Raw genomic sequence first — 23,876 nt, forward strand, 5'->3', positions numbered from 1 at the left:
TTCTTACTCCTTCATTACGTCATTCCATTCAAAATGATCTCCACAAAATGCTGTAAACAGAAATTTGCTATCTCCCAATTCAATTACATCGTATGGTGATAGTGGGGTGGGAACATAAACTGCCTCATTGTTCAGGTAAGCAATTCCAGATGCATCCCCCGGCAGTAGAACAAAGTTTCTCTTTTTAGAATCATAAACTATAACTGCGTGATTTCTTCTAGAAATTTTATTATCGCCTAAGATTTGTATATCCATATCATCGGCTCTACCTACGAAGTTTTTTCCCTCTCGTATTTTGAAATCTTTACCTTGCCTCACTCCCTCTATGCAAACAATCCATCCACAAACAGGTCTAGTCTCTTCTTCAAACAATTCCTCTATTTCTAGATCGCTTTTAGCGGACAATTTTTTCTCTTTAGTCTCAGTTTCTATATAGCAATATGGGCATACGCTCCCGTATCTTCTTGAACTAAACATATGTCCATTTTCACATCGTATTAAACTCATAAATAAACACTCCTCTTCATGAATAGGCTATTATCGGATTAGGAGTTTTGTTTTTCCTATAAAAACAATATCCCCTTTTTCTAACATACATGGTTTATCCTTCGATATTTTGTATATGTAATTATCATCTTTTTGAATTTTGACTCCATTCTTCGAATATAAATCCTCTATATACCAATTGTTTGAGGCAAAATTCAAAACAGCATGTTCATTGTCAATTAGGGATGAATGTATAGATGTATCTAAATCTATATCAACTCCTCTATTTTTCGTATTTCTACCTATCACTAAGGATATTTCATTTAAAACTTCCCATTCTCTAACTATGCTATCTTCTTCATTTATTAGAGCTATAGAGTTGATCTTGTTATTATTTTCTTCTTGATTGACGTGCTTATCTTTATAGGAAAAGCTATTAACTAAACAATACAGTGCAGTGAAAGTTAAGATAAATATAATCGAACTTTTCAACATTCCACTTTGGATATTTGAATATTTATATACGTATATAGTTGCTGCTGCAAAGCATACGGCTAAACCTAGCTCTATTAAAAACATGATTTTATTTTTTTCTCTACTCAAACCCATCACTCCGTCAAAATTTCTTTGCTTTAAAAAAACTATTAAACATTTCACTTGTATCTAATGGATTAGATTTTTTATTAGTACCCTTCTTTACCTTCTTACCGCTAGGGTCAAATCCAAAGAAGTCTTCAAATTCCCTCGAGATATTATTAAAGTTAAAGTTTGTGTCCCTCTTACTTGATTGATATCTATCTTGCTTTTTATTGTTATTAGTCCTGTTGTCATTTGAAAGCCTTTTATCATACTCTTCTCTTAAATCTGCATTACTTAGAACCTGATAGGCATCTGCTGCTTCTTTAAACTTTTCTTCTGCTGTTTTATCTCCCTTATTTAAATCGGGATGATACTTCTTTGCCATTTGCCTATAGGCTTTTTTTATTTCTGAATCATTGGCATCCTTACTGACTCCTAATATTTCATATAAATTTTTCATTGCTGTTACCTTCTCCCTTTTATTTTATGTATGGATGTCTCAGAATGGCGAATTTCTGCGTTATTTGAAATGTTCACTGACTTGGCACGTACATTAGTACTAGCCAAACCGTTGAAATTTCAAAACCTTGAACTTCACTCATTCTGAAACACCCTGGGGCTGTGCTCATGGGAAACCTTTATGAGACAGCCCCACACAATTATTTAGGTCACTTCCATGGGAGAAAGCTGACCAAAAACGAAGGGACACAAGTCCCTAAGTCTTAATTTATTTACTAGATTCCATAGCCACCTTCAACAGTTACGCCTGAAAGCTTGTCCTTCTTCTGTCTTATGATAAGCTTGAAAGTTCCTATTCCCTCTGTATCTCCAAAATGCTCTATATAGTCTACTACAAAGGCATTTGGGAAAAAGATTTTTCTCACTACTTGATCTGCAGATATAACTTCAACTGTAACTTTTCTATAGCAGTCTGCCTTTTCAGCCGGTACTAGTGACCATAAACCCAATTGTCTAGTACTGTCAAATGGATCACCATCTACGGCAGTCAATATTTTTCCAGATATAGTTAAGGTAGAACCAACATCCTTAGTTCTAGCATTTGAATCTAAAGGTAAGTCTGTTTTCAGTTGAACTTTTTGAACACTTTCGACACTTAAGTCTATAGTTTCTGGACCTTCAATTTTAACTCTAAAACCCATAAATCGCACATCCTTTCATTTTTATTCTTCAAATCCACCTTCTAATTTAACGCCAATTGTTTTGTCTTTCTTCTGCTTCATGTGTAGATAGAAGGTTCCTACGCCTTCTTCATCTCCATAATCTTCTGTATAATCTACAATAAAGGCGTTAGGGAAGTTGAATTGTCTAACTACTTGAGATGCAGCGATTACATCTACAGTAACCTTTCTATAGCAATCAGCCTTTTCCCCTGGCACTAAAGACCATTGAGCTAATTTCATAGAATGGTCTGCTTCTTCACCATCTACAGCGGTTAGTATTTTCCCCTTGATTATGAGAGATGTTCCTAGGTCTGTTGATCTTGCATTAGAATCATCAGGTGTGTCTGTCTTAAATTCAACAGTCAATATGTTCTCAATTCCTAGGTTAATGCTCTCAGAACCTTCTACATTAACTCTAAAACCCATTGTAACTCCTCCTTTTGTTATTTATATTTATTGAAGCTAAGCTATGAATACAGTGAAGTACATAGCTTAGTCAATATACAGGTTTAGCTAGCTGAATTTCTTGTTATTTCAACCTCTAAGTTTTTAACGCTTCCATTGAAAGTTATATCTATATTGCAGCTTCCTATTTCCTCGTCTATTATAAAGTTAATATCATCTCCATCTTTGATTATGGAGTTTATGAAGCCCTTATCAGTCATCCATCTACTCTTCTGGCTATTTGGATTATTACTAAAAAACTTAATAATGTTGTCTTGTTTGAAATCGTTGGTATGGAAACGAAGCATTCTTTCAATATATGTTGTCACTATAGTCTTATATATGGATTCAAAATCGTTACCTACAACTTGTAAACTTCTTGCCTTATAAACAGTGATTTTTTTAATATCAAAACCCTTTATCTGAGCATTTTCAGAAGAAAAGACAAAACCAAAATTCTTTCTATTTATTGCATTTTTTATATTATTAGTAAATCCTGAAATCTCCTTAGCTAAGGTAGTAGTAACATTTAGTGCATAGTCATCTGCCTCTATATCAAATCTAACTCCAGGATACTTAGGTGTGGCTTTTTTAAATACTCCCTTTAAATACTCTGGGCATTGATATGCGGCTGATAATCCAGCTGCAACATAGGAGGCATCTATATAAACACCTTCAATCCAAAGCCTTAAAATATCCTCTTTCTCCTTAGACAAGTTTGCAAGACCCTTTTCATTTAATACTATCTTGCTGTCAAGTATAACCCCAGATTTATCCTTAGGTATAATGGTAAAGTTCGGTATACAAGGTATTGCAAATTCACTAAAATCCTTTTTAGTCAACGGCTCACATTTATCAACATATTTCTCTATTCCATTTACAGCCATATTTGAAAAAGTTGTTTCTTCGTTGGTTTCAAAGCTGAAAAATAGCTGTATCTTATAGTCTTTAACCACATTAAGTAACATTGTAAGAGATTCAATTGTATTCATGTCAGCTTTTTCAGACTTTTGATTTCCTTTGAATCTACTTCTTTTCAACTTGGCCTTTTCCTTAATTTTCATTTGGATTGACGGAATTATACCAAACCATATAGTATTTGAAAAATCGTTTTTATCGTTAACCGTATTAAAATAGGTTATAAGTCTTGGCATATTGCTACTTTTTACTGTCATATCTAATTTGTTGTTAGTAATTATTAGACTAGGTCTCATTCCTTTGTTTTCAGTTTTATACTGATCAAAGAACATTTTTACGCCAAGAATTTTTTCAATTAGAGGCTTTACTGTTTTTACAAAGTCATCCTTAGCTGTTTTGTAAAATTCTAAATAGGTATTGTAATTATTTACTTCTGTTTCTACATCAACCGTACTTTCTAAAGTGGATGTTAGAGGGCAGAAGGTACGTACTACTAAATCCCCTACATAATCTGAAGGCGTTTCATTAATAGCATAATAATCCTCTTTAAAGGCTTCTATAAGGCCTGTATTAGCATTATCATCTAAAGCAACAAGTGCATTTTCTTCTTCCTTCGGTGCTTCTAAGATTTTAAGCTCACCTTTTTCTCCCATGCTTAGAATACCAATTTTTAATTCCTCGTCATTTTGCTCATTATCACCTTGGCCAAGTAATAATCTTGTTTTTATGTCTTCAATTGCCAAGGGAAGCATTGCCATAATATTGTTATAATTATTGCTTGCATCTTCAAACATATAGTTCAATTTGTCTCCTAAATCAAGCTTTTTAGGATCACCTTCTTCTAGTTCTTCATATTGGCTATACACATATTGAATTTCTTTTCTGGATTGTCTTATATCGTCCATTACTTTTTTTGGGGATATCATGTCCAGTAGATTTTCAAATTTAAAATCTACATTTGAAAGTCCTTGAGCCGTTTTTGCTTCTATTAAGCTACACAGCATATTTAAGAAATCATTTGACTTATTTATTGGTATCTCTACAATGTGCTCATCTGGCAGATTTTCTGGCTTTTTCAAAGTATACATAACCTTTTGATTAGAAGCATTATAAAACGAATATACTACTGGAGAAAATTTTTCTAAAAACTCATCAAAGTCATTTACCAAAAGTTTTTCATTTATTTCTTTGATTTTTTGATCATCCAAGCTGTCTAAACCTTTGGTGTCACCTATCATCGAAATTAAATCCAATTTTTCAGGATTTATTTCTTCGAAAAGAATGGTCCTATTAGTTTGATTTATAATTTCCATAGCTAAGCCTCCTAAAAATTAATACTATTTATTCTCGTAAAATCCACTCTAATTTTCTTTAGAATTAGAATGAATAAAACAACAGATTCTGGGTTAAATCTTTCTAAAGTGTAGTTCCAATTCTGAGTAATTGTCTTCAAATGTAATATGAATCTTCTGTTTATAATCAAGTACACAATTTTCATTCTTCTTGATTATTTTAGAATTGATCATCATTGTGGCCTTAGAGTTATTTACAATTAAAACACTTTTATCAAAATATGGTTTAAAGTAAATATCCTTCAGTTCCAAGTTGTCAATTTCAATCCCTGCATCCTTCATAAGTTCTTTTAAAGTTATCTTTTTTCTATTATATTGATACAAGTAAAAAGTCAATGGTTCTATGTCCTCATCGGAGTCTTTAACTCTTATAAAGTATGCATTCACTTTACCATTAAAGTTCTTTTTCTTTTCTATCTTGAAGTTTTTATAAATATAAAAACCAATAACTGAAATGATTAATACTAAAACTCCTATGATGTAAAAAATATAGTATTTATAGATGGATATCACTTTAACATTTATAGGATCAGTTATAATGCTAGCTCCTTCAGAATCTACTGCTTTAATCTTAAACTCTAGCTCCTTCAGACTATCCCTTGATACATGCAATGAATTACCTTCAAGCTTTAAATCCTCTTTATTATTGGCTATGAGTTCAAATGACAGTGGATCATTGTCTTTGTCCTTGAAAAGATTATTTAAATCATATTTCTTTTCTTCCTTTGACCTTGGCATAGTTATGCTCTGAGTCCAACTACTTTCAGGCCTATTGTTTTTTATTTGATAGACTTTTTTATCATAAAGGAATGTACTTTCATTAAGCTTTATTTCTACATTTAGTGTATATTCTCCACTGTTTTGAACCTTGTTGTCCATACTAAGTTCATCATTTAAAAACTTGACGGGGAGATTTGAGGAATCCTTTATACTTTTCAAATTAGCTTGTACATCTAGTTTTTTGTAAAAGTTATCATCTATTATTTTTTCGTTATCACTATCTTTGAAATAGGCGTTAATTTTAAAGGTTTCATTTTTCTCTATAGTTTCTGGAATATTTAAAATTAATTTGTTTTGAAAATCTTTAAATGTTTCATTTGTGAAATTATACTCCCCTCCATTATCTCTATAATAGAGACCCCTTGTCTTCTCTGAAACACTTTTTAAAATATCTAACTCCTCTTCTTCTGAACTAATGTCTATGGACAAAATAGGAACATAGTCCCTTCTAAACTTTTCAATGACTATATCTATATCTTTTTTTGAATCGGCTTCTGTCCTATCCTTATTTTTAGGTAGAGAAATTTCTCCATCGCTTATTAGAAAAATCAGGTGATTACTTGGTTTTTCCTCATTGTTTTTATACATAATTTCGCTGGCTTTTTTTAAGCCTAATCCAAAATCTGAGTATCCAATATTCTTTATACTCTCTATTTCATTTAAAAAAAGCTGCTTTTCCTCATCTGATTTTATAATCCTAAAATCAGAATACTTACTAATCTTATGATTATAGGAAACATATGAGATTTTAGTATCTTCGGGAATAATATCGTTTAATAATTGCCTAAGGACTAGCTCCTGTTTCTTTTTTACAACTGCATTATTTATTGAGTTACTTGAATCTAAAACTAAAATGACATTCCTTTTTTCATTTTCTATCTCTATTTCTTCTGCAAAGCTAACTAAACTACTAGAAAGAATTAGAAATATGACGAGTATTAATAAGCCCTTACACTTCAATAAAAACACCACCTTATAAATGTTCTTCTAATACGTTCTCTGAATTTTAAATATATAATCTTCTAATTTCGACATTTTCACTGCAATTCGGATGTTTTTTTACATTATAAACCGCATATTGTAAATTATACCAGCGCATTGATGTGACTGTAAAGCAGGAAATGTATAATATTTGAATATTAAGCCTTAATGTTCATTATTTGACATTTTTTGCTAAGATTTAAGTCCTAGGACCTTTTGAAGTAAATGAACATTTAGACCTATTTTTTATTTTTTTAAAAATTTTTTTGCATAATAAAATAGCAGCGCTTTAAGAATAACCTTTAGGTTATTTCTTAAAGCGCTGCATTAATGTATTTTACTAGGTTTTCACATAAACGATAACTAAATATCTTTATCAATCCATTAAAAAGTAAAAATTATCGTGTTAATAGAGGAAAAAATTTTATTAATAATAATCCAATTATTGTACCTATTAAAATTTGCATTCCCGAAAGTCTTCTATTTCCAATCATACTTTACCCCTTTCAGTATTTAACCGATCATTATTATGACTATATGACTCGTAATCAGGTTTTAAAGCTTCAACTTAACTACCATTGAAAGTTAAATATAAAGAGTTCCAAGTAAATCTTAATTTATATATGTCAAAATATCTGATACTTCTAGGGATTTTTGATGTGTATAAATTAAAGTTTTGACTGGAATCTCTATATCTATGTAATACTAACAGACTATATTCTCTATATGGTTAATTTTTATATCTTTTGGATTTTTCATAATTACTTCTATAGCATCTACTCTTATATCGGAGTCGTATATTTTATTTTGCGCTAAATAGAATTTTAGAGTTTTTAATATCCTGCTTATCTTTACTCTGCTAATAGACTCGATCGGTCGGCCAAAGCTTTCATCTTTCCTAGTCTTTACCTCAACAAAAATGTAACACTCTTTATTGTGGGCTATGATATCAATCTCTCCAAATCTGCATCTATAGTTACGATCCAATATATTATAGCCTTTTCTTTTAAGAAATTGCGCCGCCTTCTCTTCCCCAATATCCCCAATTTTCTTTGTATTCAAAGTAACTAATCCTCCTTAGTAGTCATCCAGCCTAGCTATAAAGGATAAAACCTCAGCAACTACATTATAAAGCTCTTGAGGTATCTCATCGCCAATAGATAGATTATATAATTGCTTAGATAGTTTTTCATCCCTATATATAGGAATACCATTTTTCTCAGCTAATTCCTTTATTTTATCAGCTGTAAAGCCCCTACCCTTTGCTACTACCTTTGGAGCAATATCATCTTCCGGACTATATTTTAGAGCATTAGCAATTGTTCTCTTAGTCATATCACTACACCTTTATATCTAATGTATTTAGTTTGCTTTTTTTATCACTAAAATCTAGATTAGTCAGATCCATTTTTTCATCATTAACGCTGTATTTAAAAATCACATTATTGAAATCATATTCTTTAAGCTTATTTGCTAGTAAAGCCTCATTATTTTCAATAACTTTTCTTATTTTTTTATTTGTAATTCTAAAGTTTAAATTTATATCCTTTTTATTAAGCTCTATTAAGACCTGTACTAAATCTAAGTTATTTGTGTTTAACGAAATAAATATTTTTGCATTTTGGGAATTTATTTTTTTCCTACTTTCTGCATCCTTTTTGATATAGATATCTAAATTTTTCTGAGAGTTATTAATATTTATAGGAACTTGGATAAAAGCCATACTCTCATTTAGTCTATTAACGAAGTCAAAGGATGTTTTAATTTCATCAATATGCTTACTTATAAGATTACGGTTTTCACTGTTTGATATACTATTCTTTATATCATCAAGACTTTGAAAAAGTTCTTTCATTGTTGATGTAAATTCTTCTTTATCTTTAATACTCGATGCATCAAGCTTTTGCATAAGTTTTATAAGCTTGCTTTTCTGATCATTATTCTGTAAGACTCTTTCAGGATTAATGCTATCCTTAATGTTTTCATCCTCAGATATGTCAGATTTTTGTATAGGTCCCATAGGCTTATTTTTCAGGGTATTAATTTGCAAGCCCTTTTCAAGTGTAGAACTGTCTTTAATACTATTCTCCTCTGAGGCCTCAAACTTTTGCATTATTTTTATGAGCTTATTTTTATAATCATTATCCTGTATGCTTTTATCAATAACGATGTTATCTTTAGCACTATTATTACTCGTGGTTTCATCATCCAATAGCTTTATAAGTCCTTCTATTTGGCTTGTTATGGTTTTCTTACCGGATACTATATTATCAACTAAAACATTATCTTTAATATTAAAATCTAGACCATTCTTCAACATAAATACTAGTTTCTCTAATGGATTTTTATTCTCTCCATCTAGAAATTCATTAATAAATGGAAAACTGCTATTAATGTTGCTACTAACATTACTTTGATTTTCATTAGACATTGTTTTAAGCACTTGTTGACTAGATTTATCTGCCAAATCAACTTCATTGCTTGTTATGAGATTCTTTAAAGCCTCTTTAACATCACTATTAATAGTTTCTGAACTCACCGGTAGATTGCTTTCCTTAATAAGCTCAAAAAGTTTACCATAATAATTTTTCGTAGACGATATTGTAGATAAATTTTCTTTAGTTATAGGTATTTGATTTTTAAATAATAGTTTTATAAGCTCTTTGTTCTCATCATCAAGTTTTATACCCATCTCAGAAAGCTTGCTTTCAAATAGAGCTAGCTTCGAAATATTACTTTTTATAATAAACTTGTCCTCTGACATATCAGCTACCGTAAATTCTATAAGATCTCCCACATTATAGCGTATGGATGACATGTCCTTTGCTTCGAGAGTAAATTTTCCGTTTACCTCCAGCATAATGCTATCTCCGACCATGGATAAAACCTTAGCTCTCAATAAATCTCCAACTTTGAGCCTCGATAGTAAGTCCTTACTTTCTACACTGGCATTTTTGAAAACAGAATTCAGTAGATTTTGAATTTCCATTATTATCACCTTGTTCCTAGCAGCCAATAGCTACTCTATATTCTTTAAAAAACTTCTCCTATGTATTGGTGTTATTCCATACTTTCTTATTGCTTCATAGTGTTCTTTTGTGCCATATCCTTTATGCTTAGAAAACTTGTAGTCAGGATATTTTAAATCATATTCCTTAACTATTCTATCCCTTGTAACCTTAGCAATTATAGATGCCGCTGCTATTGAGATGCTTTTGCTGTCACCTTTAATGATACTCTTTTGCTTAATATTTATATCGGCTATTTCCAGTGCATCTATTAGCATAAAATCAGGCTTCATCTTCATAGATTCGATAGCTCTTTTCATAGCAAGCTTAGTGGCATTAAATATATTTATCTCATCAATCGTTGTATTATCAACTATTCCAACACCTATGTCAATAGCAATATCTTGAATTTTTTCATATAGTTCGTCTCTCTTTTTCTCAGATAATTTTTTTGAGTCATTTACACCCTCTATTAATTCGTACTTAGGTAGAATTACTGCTGAAGCAACAACTGGCCCAGCAAGGGGTCCTCGTCCAGCTTCGTCTAACCCTGCTATTAGCTCAAATCCAAAGTTAAAACACTTACCTTCAAATTGCCAAAGAGTCTTTAACCTTTCGATCTCAGCTTTATTTTTTTCCTGTTGCTTCTTTAGCTTGTCCCCAAGCTTTTGAACATTTTTTCGAGTGTCTTGATTCAGAATATCTATGTATGTATATCTTTCCTCATTATCTAATAAATCTATGTAATTTTTTATATCTTTGAATGCCATTTTTGAAAAATCCATTATTCCAGTCCTTTCTATATGTTAGTTAAGGGTTTAATAATACTAATTATAACATAAAAAAATAAGAGGCTGTCTCATAATAATCTCTTATGATTCCAGCCCCATGTATTTTTGTAATCCATTATTCAAAACATCCACTTTACTCTTCATTCTCTTCTACAATTAGATCCTCAGGTGCTTCTAACGTAATCTTTCCTATTGTGCCTTTTCTAAACTCGTCTAGAACTATGTTTGAGACCTTAGAATAATCAATCAAACCGCCAGATCTCTTACAACCGCGTTTTGCTCCTATGTCTTCCATAATCACCACTGGGTCTTCACTAAGCTCATCAAGTTTATATCTATTCTTTAAGTTATCTGGATATCTATTAGACAGCCTTTCCAATAGCTTAACACATATTTCATCAGTGTCTAATATTTCGTCCTTTATTGCCCCAGTGAAGGCTAAATTTAGCCCTACCTTTATATCATCTATCTTAGGCCAAAGTATACCAGGTGTATCAAACAAGTCCAAGTCATTTCTTATCCTAATCCATTGTTTTCCCTTTGTGACTCCAGGCTTATTACCTGTTTTAGCAGATTTCTTACCAGCAAGTTTATTGATTAATGATGATTTACCTACATTAGGAATCCCAACAATCATAACTCGTATAGGACGAACCTTACGTCCCTTGCTTTTCATAGCGTCTATTTTGTCCTTAACAGTAACTTTAACAGAATTGATTAGATTGCTTATCCCTTCACCCGTAAGTGAGTTAATTGGTATTGCTTTTATACCTAAATCACCATAATAAGAAATCCATTCCTTAAGCAGTTTAGGGTCTGATAAGTCAGACTTGTTAAGGGCTATGATCTTAGGCTTATTTCCAATAAGATTGTCTACATCAGGATTTTTACTGCTTATAGGTATTCTAGCATCTAAAAGTTCCACAACAACGTCTACAAGCTTTAAATTCTTTTGAATAAGCTCCTTGGTCTTTTTCATATGACCAGGATACCAGTTTATAATCATTTATATCACCACTTAAATATTATTTTTCCAATTATATTTTCCTTATTAATAAACCCTATTTCTTCATATCTACTATCAATACTGATTTTTCTATTATCACCAAGAACAAAAAAGTGGTTCTTAGGAATAAATCGTCTATAAAAATTGTCATTGGATACTTCAGTAGCATAGGGTTCATCAATTTTGTTATCATTTATGTATATCTTTGAAGATACAATTTCAACAGTTTCATTTTCTAGTCCAATAACACGTTTAATAATATACTTACTATTATGCTTATTTAACTTAAAAACTATTACGTCTTCTCGCTTAGGACTATTGAAGCTGTATGCCATTTTGTTAACCAAAACCCAGTCTCCATTGTCAAAAGCCGGATACATAGAACTTCCCTTTAACTTTATGGGCTTAAAGAAAAAACTAACCACAGTAAATAAAACTATAACTACCATCAATATATGCTTAAATGTCATTCTGAACATTTTTTATACACCAAATTCATTTCGAAGTCTTTTATTTTTCTTGTATTTAAATGATTCTTTCTATGGGAGATGATTCAAATTCATAACCTTAATCATGAAAGCCATATTCTTTGACATAACACAAAAGGGACTGAAACCAGTCCCCTTAAATCAGCTAGATTAGCGTCTTCTTTCTTTAACTTTAGCAGCTTTTCCAACTCTTTCTCTTAAGTAATTCAGTTTAGCTCTTCTAACTTTACCTCTTCTTGTCACTTCGATTTTATCAATCTTAGGTGAGTGAAGTGGTAATGTCTTTTCAACACCTACTCCGTAAGAAATTTTTCTTACAGTAAATGTTTCTCTAACACCGCCGTTTTGTCTCTTTAAAACAACGCCTTCGAAAATCTGAATTCTCTCTCTTTTACCTTCCTTTACCTTTAAGTGAACTTTTACAGTATCACCTATGTTAAATTCAGGTACATCAGACTTAAGTTGCTCTAGGTCTAATGCCTTAATGATTTCCATATTCATATTTGCTACCTCCCTCCGTCATAGACGTTCATTCCCTGCTGTCTGGAAGAGGACCGTCCGTATTGCCACCAAGTTATTATATCACAGCATACAAAACTGTACAACACTATTTTTTAAATTATTCCATATTTTTATACTAAAGTTCTTCATTGACGATCTCTACAAGTAATTTTTTCAGCTTAATTTTCTCTTTCATGCTAATATCATCTCTTTGAAATAGCTTTACTATTAGATCTGGCCTTCTCTCAATAGTTATTTTTAACGATTCTTTTGTTCTCCATTCATCTATCAACTTATGATTTCCCGATAAAAGTATATCTGGTACAGATATGTCATCATATGTAGCTGGTCTTGTATAATGAGGATATTCTAAAAGACCATTATAAAAGCTTTCATCTTCAAAGGATTCATCCTTCCCTAATACTCCAGGAATTAATCTACATACCGAATCTATGATAACCATTGCAGGAAGTTCTCCGCCAGTTAAGACATAGTCCCCTATAGATATCTCATCGGTAACCCACTTATCAATAATTCTCTGATCTATTCCTTCATAGTGACCACATATAAAAATTAATTCGTCTTCCTTTGATAGGTTGTTTGCCATTTCTTGATTAAAGGTTTTACCCTTTGGAGTTAAATAGATGACTCTCCTCTTTTTCTTATCCTTCGTTATGGATTCTAATGCATCAAATAAAGGTTGATTCATTAAGACCATCCCAGATCCTCCACCATATGGATAATCATCTACTTTCTTATGTTTGTTTGCTGAAAAATCCCTTATGTTTCGTGGATTTATTTCAATTATACCTTTTTCCCTAGCTCTGCCAATAATACTTTCACTCATTATATTATTAAACATTTCCGGGAACAGAGTTAAAATATCTATAATCATTCTATCATGCCCTCTATGAGTTTAACTTTAATTATCTTGTCCTCTATATTTACTTCCTTTATAAATTCCTTAACAGCAGGGACGAAAATTTTCTTTTTAGTGCTTTTATATTCAATCACATAAAGGTCTTGAGCTGTATTTTGCATAACGTCTACAAGCTTTCCAATATGTGAATCTTCCTCATCAACGACCTTAGAGCCTATTAAATCAAAGATATAATAGGTATCTTCAGGTAAATCACGTGCTTCATCCTTGTCTATAACAATATACTTGTCTTTAAGCTTCTCAACGTCATTAATATTATTTAGGCCCTTAAACTTTAGTATTATCAGCTTACCTTTATATCTTACTTTTTCAATTTCAAGCTTTAGGTTGCTCCTGTCATCTTCTAAAGTGATATATTGCAATTCCTCAAATCGTTCCTTATAATCAGTAAGTGGGTATACTCTAACATCGCCTTTTAAACCTTGAGTACTTACTATTTGACCTATCCTAATTTGCTCACCCACCTAATCACCCTTTCATAACGAAATATCGATGGTATAAAGTTCATACAGTAAAACTTAATTTATACATATACAAGTCCTCAACCATTCTGAGAGTTTTGTATATATATAAATTAATAGTTTTACTTGAATCTCTATATTAATATTAACCAAAAAAAAATTTTTAAACCACAAAAGGATTAGGTACCCCTAATCCTTTTAGACTATTGAATAATTTCAACTACAACTCGTTTGTTTTCTCTAGTAGCAGCTGCCTTTACAACAGTTCTGATTGCTTTAGCTATTCTGCCTTGTTTCCCAATTACTTTACCCATATCTTCTGAAGCAACTTTTAGCTCGATTATAACCGATTGAGTACCTTCTATCTCATTAACTTGTACTTCTTCGGGATGGTCAACTAATGCTTGCGCAATAATCTTCACTAATTCTCCCATAATTTCACCCCCTAGAAGCCAAATTATGCTTTTTTAGCTTCTTCAAACTTTTCATTAATACCATGCTTTTTGAATAAATCTCTCACAGTATCAGTAGGTTGTGCACCATTGCTTAACCATTTAACAGCTTTTTCATCATCTATCTTTATTTCAACAGGCTCTGAAACTGGGTTGTAGTATCCGATTTCCTCAATACATCTACCATCTCTTGGTGAACGTGAGTCTGCAACTACTATTCTATAAAATGGTCTCTTCTTAGCTCCCATTCTTCTTAATCTGATTTTTACCGCCATGCTATTCACCTCCTTAAAATTTTACATATATTTTAAAATATTTATATATAACCAACATTATTTATCTATGGTTGGTTATTCTTAAAAGAACGGCAATTTAAATTTACCGCCTTTTTTAAGCCCTTTTTCCATACCAGAAAGTTGTTTCATCATCTTTCTAGTCTGTTCAAACTGTTTAAGCAGCTTATTTACTGCTTGAACACTAGTTCCACTACCCATAGCAATTCTCTTTCTTCTGCTACCTTTGATAATGGAAGGATTTTTTCTTTCTTCTGCAGTCATAGATTGGATAATAGCCTCTATATGAACTAACTCTTTTTCATCAACATTTAGATTTTTGAGTTGTTTATTATTTACACCAGGCATCATTTCCAATATTTGATTAAGTGGTCCCATGTTTTTCATCTGCTCAAGTTGATCTAAAAAGTCTTCTAAATTAAAATCTTGTGTTTTAATCTTCTGCTCTAACTTCTTTAATTTATTCTCATCAAAGTTTGCTTGAGCTTTTTCTATAAGACTTAGTACATCACCCATACCCAATATTCTTGAGGCTAATCTATCAGGATGAAAAGGTTCTATATCAGTTAACTTCTCACCAACCCCAATATATTTAATAGGCTTTTCAGTAACTGCTCTAACAGATAGTGCCGCACCACCTCTAGTATCACCATCAAGTTTAGTTAAGATAATTCCATCTATACCTAACTCTGCATTGAATGACTCAGCAACATTTACGGCGTCCTGACCAGTCATAGCATCTACAACTAACATAATCTCATGAGGACCAATTTCGGCTTTTACATCCTTTAATTCATCCATAAGTTTTTCATCTATATGAAGTCTTCCGGCAGTGTCGACTATCACGACATCGTTACCGTACTTTTTAGCATGTTCTATACCTGCCTTAGCTATATTCACAGGGCTTATCTTATCACCCATAGAAAAAACAGGAATATCAAGCTGCTCACCAACTACATGTAGCTGCTTTATTGCCGCTGGTCTGTAAATATCACATGCTACTAAAAGAGGTCTTTTACCAGACTTTTTAAGCTGTCCACCTAGTTTACCACCTGTAGTAGTCTTACCAGCACCCTGCAATCCAACTAGCATAACAATTGTAGGAGGTTTAGAGGAAAATTCAATTTTACTCTGTGTATTTCCCATTAAATTGGTTAATTCTTCATTAACTATTTTTATAACCTGCTGACCAGGAGTTAAACTCTCTAAAACTTCATGACCAACGGTTCTTTCTGTAACCTTCTTTATAAAGTCCTTAACAACCTTATAGTTTACATCTGCTTCAAGTAATGCAAGCTTTACCTCACGCATTGCAGCTTTTACATCTTTCTCTGTAAGCTTACCTTTACCCTTTAGTTTTTTAAATGTGTTTTGAAGCTTTTCGGAAAGACCTTCAAAAATCATTTACTAACCTCCTTAAGAGCTTTCACTATATTACAAGCTCTCATCTAAAATGTCAAGAAGTGCTCTTTTCATGCTTTCTATTTCACTCAAAATATCACTTTTCTCATAATCAGAATTTATTGTATTAGTCAAACCATCTATCTGGTTTATTAACTCATTGACACTATTTCTAGTATTTGAAAACTTAGCAAGCAATTTAAGCTTTTCTTCATAATCATTCAAAATCTTTCTCGATCTCTTTATCGTATCATAAACAGCCTGTCTACTTATTCCTAGATTCTCTGATATCTCCCCTAAGGAAAAATCATGCTCGCAATACAATTTTAATATTTCCTGTTGTTTTTCAGTAAGTAGACTACCATAAAAATCAAACAAATTGCCTAATCTAATTCTTTTTTCAAACATATTAACACTTCCTAGAAATATACCTGTAAAGGTTTTGTGCTTTACAGATGTATTTTATACTACTATTATTTCATTGTCAATAGAAAATATTAAAAAAATCTATTAAATAGAGTTTACATAGTAAAATTAATCTAAATATACACAAATACTTAGTACTTCTGGGAGTTTTAGGTATATATATTAATCTAGATCACACGTTTATACCAAGAAACTAGCTTTCGCTTAATAAAGCATCAACAAAGTCCTTTGCATTAAAAGGCTGAAGATCTTCTATTCCTTCACCAACACCTATATACTTAACAGGAATATCTAATTCTGATGTTATACCCATTACTACTCCACCCTTTGCTGTACCGTCAAGCTTCGTTAGTACTATTCCAGTTATACCTGCAACCTCTCTGAAGGTTTTTGCTTGTTGAATTGCATTTTGGCCTGTGGTAGCATCCAGTACCAATAGAACCTCTTTTCTTGCTTCTGGATACTCCCTTTCAATGATTTTAAATACCTTGCCTAGCTCATTCATTAAATTCTTTTTGTTGTGTAGTCTTCCTGCAGTATCACATATTAAAACATCAATTTTTCTAGCCTTTGCTGATTGGATAGCATCGTAGATTATTGCTGCTGGATCTGAACCTTCCTGCTGATGAATAACATTTACACCAACTCTGTCTCCCCATACCTTTAACTGATCTATTGCAGCAGCTCTAAAGGTATCTCCTGCTGCTAACATAACCTTCTTACCTTGAGATTTTATGTTGTAGCCTAGTTTCCCTATTGATGTAGTCTTACCTACCCCATTAACTCCTATAACAACAAGAATAGCAGGAGATGGAGATATATTTAGAGCGCTATCCTGTGTAGTAGTTAACAGGTCCTCCATAATTTCCTTTAAAACAGATTTAACATCTTCTGTTTCAGTTAATTTTCTAGTTTTAATCTCATCCCTTAATCCATCCATAATCTTCATAGTCGTATCCATTCCTACATCAGATACGATAAGGATTTCTTCTAACTCTTCAAGAAATTCTTCATCAATTTTTGTATAAGATTTCATTAGTGTATCGATTTTTTCAGTAATACCTTTTCTAGTTTTTGTTAATCCTGATTTTAATTTTGAAAAGAAGCTTGGTGCTTTCTCCTTTGGCTCAGCGGCTTCAATTTCCTCAGCCTCATGTTTTTCCTCTATACTATCATTCACTTCTACTTCAGCGTATTCTACCGGGGTCTCTTCGACTTCTTCAGCCTTGTATTCCTCCTCAATAACCTTCTCTTCTTCTATGATCTCTTCATTACTAATCTCTTCTTCACTTGTTTCCTCAGGAGCAATTTCTTCTTGTAGTATTTCCTCTTCTACAATATTTTCTTCGATTTTCTCTTCATTAGTTTTCTTGATTTTCTTAAAAAGTTTTTTAAACATGCCTATTCCTCCTAAATATAATAAATAAATTAACTTCTTGTGCTAGTAAACTATACATTATCATTTTCCAATGCTTAGGGAGTTTTGATACAGGTTCATTGCATGAACGAAAAGGAAATATCATAGCTCCCCGCTTCGGCAACTAACTGAGCGTGGTAAATTAACTAACTAGCTACATCACTAAGTTTTACAGAAACCACCTTTGATACCCCATATTCTTGCATTGTAATACCATATAGGTAATCAATAATCTCCATAGTTCCCTTTCTATGAGTAATAACTATAAACTGTGAATTTTTTGAAAACTCCCTTAAAAACTCTGCAAATCTAAAAATATTTACATCATCTAAGGCTGCTTCAATTTCATCCAATATGCAAAATGGAGTCGGCTTAGTTCTAAGGATAGAGAAAAGTAACGCGATTGCAGTCAGTGCCTTTTCCCCTCCAGAAAGTAGGGTTAAATTTTGAAGCTTTTTTCCTGGAGGTTGTGCTATAATCTCTATATTTCCTTCTAAAACATCTCCACTATCATCTAGAACAAGTTTAGCCTTTCCACCACTGAAGAGCTGATTGAAAATCACACTGAAGTTTTCATTTATTTGGTGAAAACTTTTAACAAACTGCTTCTTCATAGTAGCTTCTAGTTCACGAATTACTTGATCAAGAGAATCTTTTGCTTTGATTAAATCTTCCTTTTGTGAGTTAAGGAAAGAATATCTTTCATTTACTTCTTCATATTCCTTTATTGAGCTCAGATTAACTTCTCCTAGCTTCTTTACTTCCTTGTTTAGATAATTAATTCTACTAGATGCCTTGCTTAAGTTTTCTATTTCACTTCTATGATCTAAGGCATCCATATAGCTTAACTCATATTTTTCCCATATTTTCTTTATATAGTTATCGTGCTGAAGCTCGAGTCTTGCTTTCTTTACTTCGATTTTATGCAAACTTTCTTTCAAATCATCTAATGCATTATCTATATTATCTATTTTTGAAAGAAGATCTTTGTTTTTTTCATTCCAAACATTTCTTTCCTCAGTATATTTGTTAATATTATAGTCAATTTGCTTACTAAGAATATCGTTGTCATTAATAGATATTTGTATCTTTTCAAGTTCCTCAATATACATTTCTTTTTCGGTTTCTAACTCTTTTAATTCGTTCTCTCTACTCAATCTATTATTTTTCCATACTTCAATAGTATTCTTTATTCTATCTATTTCACTTAAGGAATTTTCTCTTTTTCCCTTTATGGAAGCTGATTTAACCTTTATTCCAGTAATGTATTCCTTTAAGGAGTCTGCTTCCTCTTGTTTATCACTAACAAGTCCGTTTATTTCTTTTATGTTTTCCTGGAGACTTAAATTTTCTGATTCTAGTTCCTTTATTTTTACTTCCTTTTCTCGAACCGAATCATCCATATCCTCTAGCTCAACCTTAAGTTCATCAAGTTCACTCTTTAAGTTATTCATAGATTGACCTAGGGATTCTCCTTGATTCTTGATATTCATTACAATATTTTCTTGTTTAAGCTGCATAAGCTTCGTCTCTTCAATAGAGGCCGAATTGCTCTTAAGTTTTTCATTTACTTCCTCTATCTTGTTCTTAAGGGCTTCTAAATCTTTTTCATTTTCAACAGTCAGCTTGCTCAGGTCACTTATTTTATCCTCTAGCTCAGACAATCTTCTTTTTCTGCTGAAAACATTTGCGATCTTTGATTTATAACTCCCCCCGGTAATTGTACCACCAGGATTTATTACATCACCATCAAGGGTTACTATTTTATATTTCTTTATTGATTTTGAAATTTTAACAGCCGAGTCTATATTATCCACTATTAAAGTTTTTCCAAGTAAGTAAGTGAATAGATTGCTATATTCCTTAGAGCAGGAGATAAGCTCACTCGCTACTCCAATATATCCTTCTAAAGCCTTAGTCTCTCTGCTGATGTCTCTTTTCTGCCATGATGATACATTTGATAAGGGAAAGAAGGTTACCCTTCCTAGATTATTTTTCTTTAGGTATTTAATAATCCTTTTGGCATCGCCTTCATCGTTACAGACAATATTTTGCATAGAATAACCTAGGGCAACCTCCATAGCAATCTCATATTCCTTAGGTATGCTCATAAGCTCTGCGACTACACCATGTACGCCCTTTCCAATTTCCCTTTCATTCTTGCATATCTGTAGGGTCTTCCTTACACTGGTGCTAAAACCTTCATAGGATTTCTCCATGGCATCAAGTAATTTTCTTTGGGACTGCATATCCCTTAGATTATTTTTGTCTATTTCATATTTTTTAAGCAACTCTCTGTGTTTATTAGTATAATCATTGTTACTGTTGATTAACTTCTCTTTTTCAAATGTTTTCTCTTTATATGACTCCCTAATTTTTTCTAGTTCTTCAGAAGCCATCTTCAGATTTTCTAAGTTTTCTTTTTCGTTGTCGCTTATACTTTGTTTTTCATCTTTAATTTTTCTAATTCTATTTTCGATGTTATCCTTCATTGTTTTAATACTATTAACTTCACTTTTAGTAGAAGAGACTAAGTTAAGAATCTCTATAACTTTACTCTTTAACGCTTCTAACTTATCTTGCTTGTCACCTATCAACTTTATATTAGTATCATATTTGCTGTTCTCACTTATTAGTAATTCATTATTTTCTGCTAGTAAACTTTCAAGCTGTTCTTTCTCCTCCAACAGCTTTGATAGTTCTATATGAATATTTTTATCTTCACTTGATATATTTTCAACTTCACTTTCTATTCTTGTCATGTTATTTTGTATATTCTGGATTTTTTCCTGATATAGTACCCTATCTCCTTCTAGCTGCTTTATCAAGTTCTTGATTTCATAGAAATTATCCTTAAGACTTTGAATATTGTCTTGCAAATCATCAATTTTTTTCTGACACTCTATTTGCTCACCTTCTATGTTTTCTTTTTTGCTTAGATAGTCGGTATGTTGTGCTCTTACGATGCTTAGCTGTTCTTCCTCTGATTTAAGCTTAAGCTTAACATCATCTATCTCCTTTAAAAATAAGTTAAGCTCCAATTCCTTTAGCTCTTCGGATAATTCTAGGAAGGTCTTTGCCTTTTCACTTTGAATCTTTAAGGGACCTATTCGCAGTTCCAATTCTCCTAATATATCTTCTATACGTAAAAGATTTTGATTCGTGTTATTTAGCTTCTTTTCAGCTTCTGACTTTCTAGATTTAAACTTCACTATTCCAGCAGCCTCTTCAAAAAGCTGTCTTCTCTCATCGGGCTTATTACTTAAAATGCTGTCAATCTGCCCCTGTCCAATAAGAGAGTATCCATCAATTCCTATTCCAGTATCCATTAATAACTCTCTTATGTCTCTAAGTCTGCAAGGGGTTTTGTTTATAAGATATTCACTCTCTCCAGAACGGTATAATCTCCTTGTTATAGTAACCTCACTGTAGTCTATGGGTAAGAATTTCTCGCTATTATTAAAGGTTAATGATACCTCTGCAGCACCCAGTGGCTTTCTATGGGTTGTCCCATTAAAAATAATGTCTTCCATTCTGCTTCCCCTTAAGGTCTTTGGACTTTGCTCTCCTAGAACCCACCTAACAGAATCAATGACATTACTCTTTCCACTACCATTTGGTCCAACAATACCTGTTATACCATTTTTAAAGTCAATCTCTATTTTATCCGCAAAGGATTTAAATCCATGGGCTTCAAGTTTCTTAAGGTACAAATCATACACCTCTTTTATATAAGTTTATTATAGAAAATTACTAGTAGTTCTACTTAACTAGCAATTATTGTATTAAATATATACACCTAAACATTTTATCATATCTTTAAAAAAAATAAAATAACACCTTAGAACTAGGTGTTATCAGATTGTTAACAAAGTTAACAAGATGACATGCAGTTAAAAAATTCTAAGTTCGAAGCGTGATGAAACTAAGAGGCCGCAGCATATATAAGCATACGTAAGGATTCTTAGCCCATCAACAACACAGAAACTAGGATTTATTAACAGCCTTACAACACCTTAGAACCAGGTGTTCAGGTGCTATAGTATTGCTTTATTTATTACTTTCTCATCATTTATGCGGATTTTTAACTGTTTTTTTGGTAGATTTGAATCCTTAGTTATTTTTATATTCTCAATATCATATTTGTCCTTTAAAAAGATGATATTGCTTTTCTTCATTCCAACTAGATTAGAAATCGATTTTGGATTTATGATAACCTCAAGATTCTCAACTTTACCATTATATAGTGATATTGACTCATCAATTGCCTCTTTATAAATCTCACATTCCACAAGTTGTCTAAAGGAAGGATGAAAAGGTCCTGCAGCGACATCCTTTCCACTCATAATATTTTCAGTTGGCTGTAGTCCTATACGAATAATAGGAATTCTATTTTCATAAAAGAGTTTATATAACTCCTTACAAGTTGCCACTGCTTCATCGAGTTCTAATGGCCTATATTTATCCTCTAAAAGCAATTCCTCAAGCTTAGTACCACGTATGACTAAAGTAGGATATATTCTAACAAAATCAGGCTTATAGGATATGATTTTCTTGGCAGTAACCATTGATTTTTCATAATCATCTCCTGGAAGGCCAACCATCATTTGCAGTCCTAGCTTAAATCCCCTCTTTTTAATCAATTTTGAAGCTTTATATACATCATCTATAGAATGGCCTCTATAGCTTTTCTCAAGTACTTCATTATCCAAGGATTGTACACCTAACTCAATTATCGAAACATTATACTCCTTCAGATATGAAAGTATATCTTCATCTATATAATCTGGTCTAGTAGAAAGTCTTATATCATCAATATATCCTTTTTCGTACCACTTATTAGCTATTGCTAAGAACTCTTTTTGCTTCTCAATATTTATTCCAGTAAAGCTTCCTCCAAAAAAGGCAATTTCAATATGTTTGTCTTCCTTCTCACCAATAGATTCGGAATACTCCATAATTTGCTCTTCTATTTGATTACCTGTTAGTACCGTATCTAGCCCTGTTATTTTCTTTTGATTACAAAAGATACAATCGAAGGGGCAACCATGATGCGGTACAAAAACTGGTATAATGTAATTCTTTTTACTCAATGATATACACGCCTTTCAACGATGTTTCAGCTTATTTATCCATTATATTTCCTAGGGCCATTTTTGCTGCGTTTTGTTCGGACTCTTTTTTACTTTTACCCTTTCCATGGCCTAGAACCTTGTTATTCCTTTTAACATGAGTGTAGAAGGTCTTATTGTGATCTGGACCCTTCTCATCTATTATTTCATAGGTTATTTTTACATTAGAATCATTCTGAATTAATTCCTGTAAACGTGTTTTATAGTCAATAAATATTTTTCCAGTTAAAGCATCTTTAATAACCACTTTCATTGTAGTAAGAATAAATTCCCTTGAAGAATCTATAGCCCCATCTAAATATATAGCACCAATTATTGATTCAAAAGCATCTGCTAAAAGAGATGGTCTCTGTCTTCCTCCTGTGGCATCCTCACCTTTACCAAGCATAAGATATTCACCTAAGTTAATTGATTTTGCACAATTAGATAGGGTCGTTTCACATACAATTTTTGCTCTAGTTTTCGTTAGTTCACCTTCAGGAAGGTCTGGATAATTTATAAATAAATAATCGCTTATAACCAGTCCCAGAATTGAATCTCCTAAGAATTCTAACCTTTCATTATGATTACACTTCTTAAATTTCTTTTCGTTAGCATAGGAGCTATGGGTTAGTGCTTCATATAAAAACTCTTTGTTTTTAAACTTATAATTTATTATTTCTTCGAATTCAGCAAAATTACTTTTGTTCATATTTTCCCTCCTAGAAACAGAAGGAATTTCGAATACGTTTTATTCTAATAGCTGTTATAATGTCAAGTTATCTATAAAAAGCATTCGGAAAACCTTCTTAATGTATAGAGTTCTAGTTAAACTTAGTTTATATATTCGCCTCTTCTAG

Annotated in this window: 24 protein-coding genes; all 24 read right to left on the reverse strand. The window is 32.0% G+C overall.

Annotated elements, in window-relative coordinates:
* Positions 1-3: 3 nt before the first annotated feature.
* The 24 genes from R9X47_RS02475 to rnc all read right to left on the reverse strand — a co-directional run bounded on the left by R9X47_RS02475 (position 4) and on the right by rnc (position 23,728).
* Positions 4-507: an FHA domain-containing protein gene (locus R9X47_RS02475; protein WP_432665113.1), complete on the reverse strand. Its 504-nt coding sequence runs from the start codon at positions 505-507 to the stop codon at positions 4-6.
* A gap of 30 nt (positions 508-537) precedes the next feature.
* Positions 538-1,089: an FHA domain-containing protein gene (locus R9X47_RS02480; RefSeq protein ID WP_432665115.1), complete on the reverse strand. Its 552-nt coding sequence runs from the start codon at positions 1,087-1,089 to the stop codon at positions 538-540.
* Between the two features lie 13 nt (positions 1,090-1,102).
* A complete protein-coding gene (locus tag R9X47_RS02485; protein WP_432665116.1) occupies positions 1,103-1,525 on the reverse strand; it encodes a DnaJ domain-containing protein in 423 nt (140 codons plus the stop codon).
* A gap of 274 nt (positions 1,526-1,799) precedes the next feature.
* Positions 1,800-2,225: a membrane-associated protease 1 gene (locus R9X47_RS02490; protein WP_432665117.1), complete on the reverse strand. Its 426-nt coding sequence runs from the start codon at positions 2,223-2,225 to the stop codon at positions 1,800-1,802.
* A 21-nt stretch (positions 2,226-2,246) separates the two neighbouring features.
* Positions 2,247-2,672, reverse strand: coding sequence for a membrane-associated protease 1 (locus R9X47_RS02495; protein ID WP_432665118.1), 426 nt, complete (start codon positions 2,670-2,672; stop codon positions 2,247-2,249).
* An 83-nt stretch (positions 2,673-2,755) separates the two neighbouring features.
* Positions 2,756-4,921: a transcriptional regulator gene (locus R9X47_RS02500; RefSeq protein ID WP_432665119.1), complete on the reverse strand. Its 2,166-nt coding sequence runs from the start codon at positions 4,919-4,921 to the stop codon at positions 2,756-2,758.
* A gap of 93 nt (positions 4,922-5,014) precedes the next feature.
* Entirely contained in the window at positions 5,015-6,700 is a 1,686-nt protein-coding gene (locus tag R9X47_RS02505; protein WP_432665120.1) for a vWA domain-containing protein, read from the reverse strand.
* A 726-nt stretch (positions 6,701-7,426) separates the two neighbouring features.
* Positions 7,427-7,783: a YraN family protein gene (locus R9X47_RS02510; RefSeq protein WP_432665121.1), complete on the reverse strand. Its 357-nt coding sequence runs from the start codon at positions 7,781-7,783 to the stop codon at positions 7,427-7,429.
* Positions 7,784-7,798: 15 nt separating this feature from the next.
* Positions 7,799-8,056 (reverse strand): EscU/YscU/HrcU family type III secretion system export apparatus switch protein, encoded by a 258-nt coding sequence (locus R9X47_RS02515; RefSeq protein ID WP_432665122.1) that lies wholly within the window; start codon positions 8,054-8,056, stop codon positions 7,799-7,801.
* A gap of 4 nt (positions 8,057-8,060) precedes the next feature.
* Entirely contained in the window at positions 8,061-9,710 is a 1,650-nt protein-coding gene (locus R9X47_RS02520; protein WP_432665123.1) for a hypothetical protein, read from the reverse strand.
* A 30-nt stretch (positions 9,711-9,740) separates the two neighbouring features.
* Positions 9,741-10,514 (reverse strand): ribonuclease HII, encoded by a 774-nt coding sequence (locus R9X47_RS02525; RefSeq protein WP_432665124.1) that lies wholly within the window; start codon positions 10,512-10,514, stop codon positions 9,741-9,743.
* A gap of 139 nt (positions 10,515-10,653) precedes the next feature.
* The gene (ylqF, locus tag R9X47_RS02530; RefSeq protein ID WP_432665125.1) at positions 10,654-11,526 is read right to left on the reverse strand and encodes a ribosome biogenesis GTPase YlqF; all 873 of its coding nucleotides are present in this window, start codon (positions 11,524-11,526) and stop codon (positions 10,654-10,656) included.
* Between the two features lie 5 nt (positions 11,527-11,531).
* Positions 11,532-12,005 (reverse strand): signal peptidase I, encoded by a 474-nt coding sequence (gene lepB, locus R9X47_RS02535; protein WP_432665126.1) that lies wholly within the window; start codon positions 12,003-12,005, stop codon positions 11,532-11,534.
* 159 nt (positions 12,006-12,164) lie between these two features.
* Positions 12,165-12,509 carry a 50S ribosomal protein L19 gene (gene rplS, locus R9X47_RS02540; protein ID WP_432667577.1) on the reverse strand — a complete coding sequence of 115 codons (345 nt, stop codon included), beginning with the start codon at positions 12,507-12,509 and terminating at the stop codon, positions 12,165-12,167.
* Positions 12,510-12,651: 142 nt separating this feature from the next.
* The gene (gene trmD / locus R9X47_RS02545; protein WP_432665127.1) at positions 12,652-13,410 is read right to left on the reverse strand and encodes a tRNA (guanosine(37)-N1)-methyltransferase TrmD; all 759 of its coding nucleotides are present in this window, start codon (positions 13,408-13,410) and stop codon (positions 12,652-12,654) included.
* Complete coding sequence (gene rimM / locus R9X47_RS02550) at positions 13,407-13,919, reverse strand: ribosome maturation factor RimM (protein ID WP_432665128.1); 513 nt, start codon at positions 13,917-13,919, stop codon at positions 13,407-13,409. Before rimM ends, trmD begins: the two co-directional genes overlap by 4 nt.
* 200 nt (positions 13,920-14,119) lie before the next feature.
* A complete protein-coding gene (locus tag R9X47_RS02555; protein ID WP_432665129.1) occupies positions 14,120-14,350 on the reverse strand; it encodes a KH domain-containing protein in 231 nt (76 codons plus the stop codon).
* Positions 14,351-14,373: 23 nt separating this feature from the next.
* A complete protein-coding gene (gene rpsP, locus R9X47_RS02560) occupies positions 14,374-14,643 on the reverse strand; it encodes a 30S ribosomal protein S16 (RefSeq protein ID WP_432665130.1) in 270 nt (89 codons plus the stop codon).
* Between the two features lie 81 nt (positions 14,644-14,724).
* Positions 14,725-16,065 carry a signal recognition particle protein gene (gene ffh, locus R9X47_RS02565; RefSeq protein ID WP_432665131.1) on the reverse strand — a complete coding sequence of 447 codons (1,341 nt, stop codon included), beginning with the start codon at positions 16,063-16,065 and terminating at the stop codon, positions 14,725-14,727.
* A 30-nt stretch (positions 16,066-16,095) separates the two neighbouring features.
* Positions 16,096-16,470 carry a putative DNA-binding protein gene (locus R9X47_RS02570; protein WP_432665132.1) on the reverse strand — a complete coding sequence of 125 codons (375 nt, stop codon included), beginning with the start codon at positions 16,468-16,470 and terminating at the stop codon, positions 16,096-16,098.
* A 211-nt stretch (positions 16,471-16,681) separates the two neighbouring features.
* Entirely contained in the window at positions 16,682-17,629 is a 948-nt protein-coding gene (ftsY, locus tag R9X47_RS02575) for a signal recognition particle-docking protein FtsY (protein WP_432667578.1), read from the reverse strand.
* Between the two features lie 422 nt (positions 17,630-18,051).
* Positions 18,052-21,618, reverse strand: a complete 3,567-nt coding sequence (gene smc, locus R9X47_RS02580; protein ID WP_432665133.1) for a chromosome segregation protein SMC — start codon at positions 21,616-21,618, stop codon at positions 18,052-18,054.
* 324 nt (positions 21,619-21,942) lie between these two features.
* Complete coding sequence (locus R9X47_RS02585; protein ID WP_432665134.1) at positions 21,943-22,998, reverse strand: elongator complex protein 3; 1,056 nt, start codon at positions 22,996-22,998, stop codon at positions 21,943-21,945.
* Positions 22,999-23,029: 31 nt separating this feature from the next.
* Positions 23,030-23,728, reverse strand: coding sequence for a ribonuclease III (rnc, locus tag R9X47_RS02590; RefSeq protein WP_432665135.1), 699 nt, complete (start codon positions 23,726-23,728; stop codon positions 23,030-23,032).
* Between the last annotated feature and the right edge of the window lie 148 nt (positions 23,729-23,876).

Source organism: Wukongibacter baidiensis (assembly GCF_050888315.1).
In the GTDB taxonomy this organism is placed as follows: Bacteria; Bacillota; Clostridia; order Peptostreptococcales; family Caminicellaceae; genus Wukongibacter; species Wukongibacter baidiensis.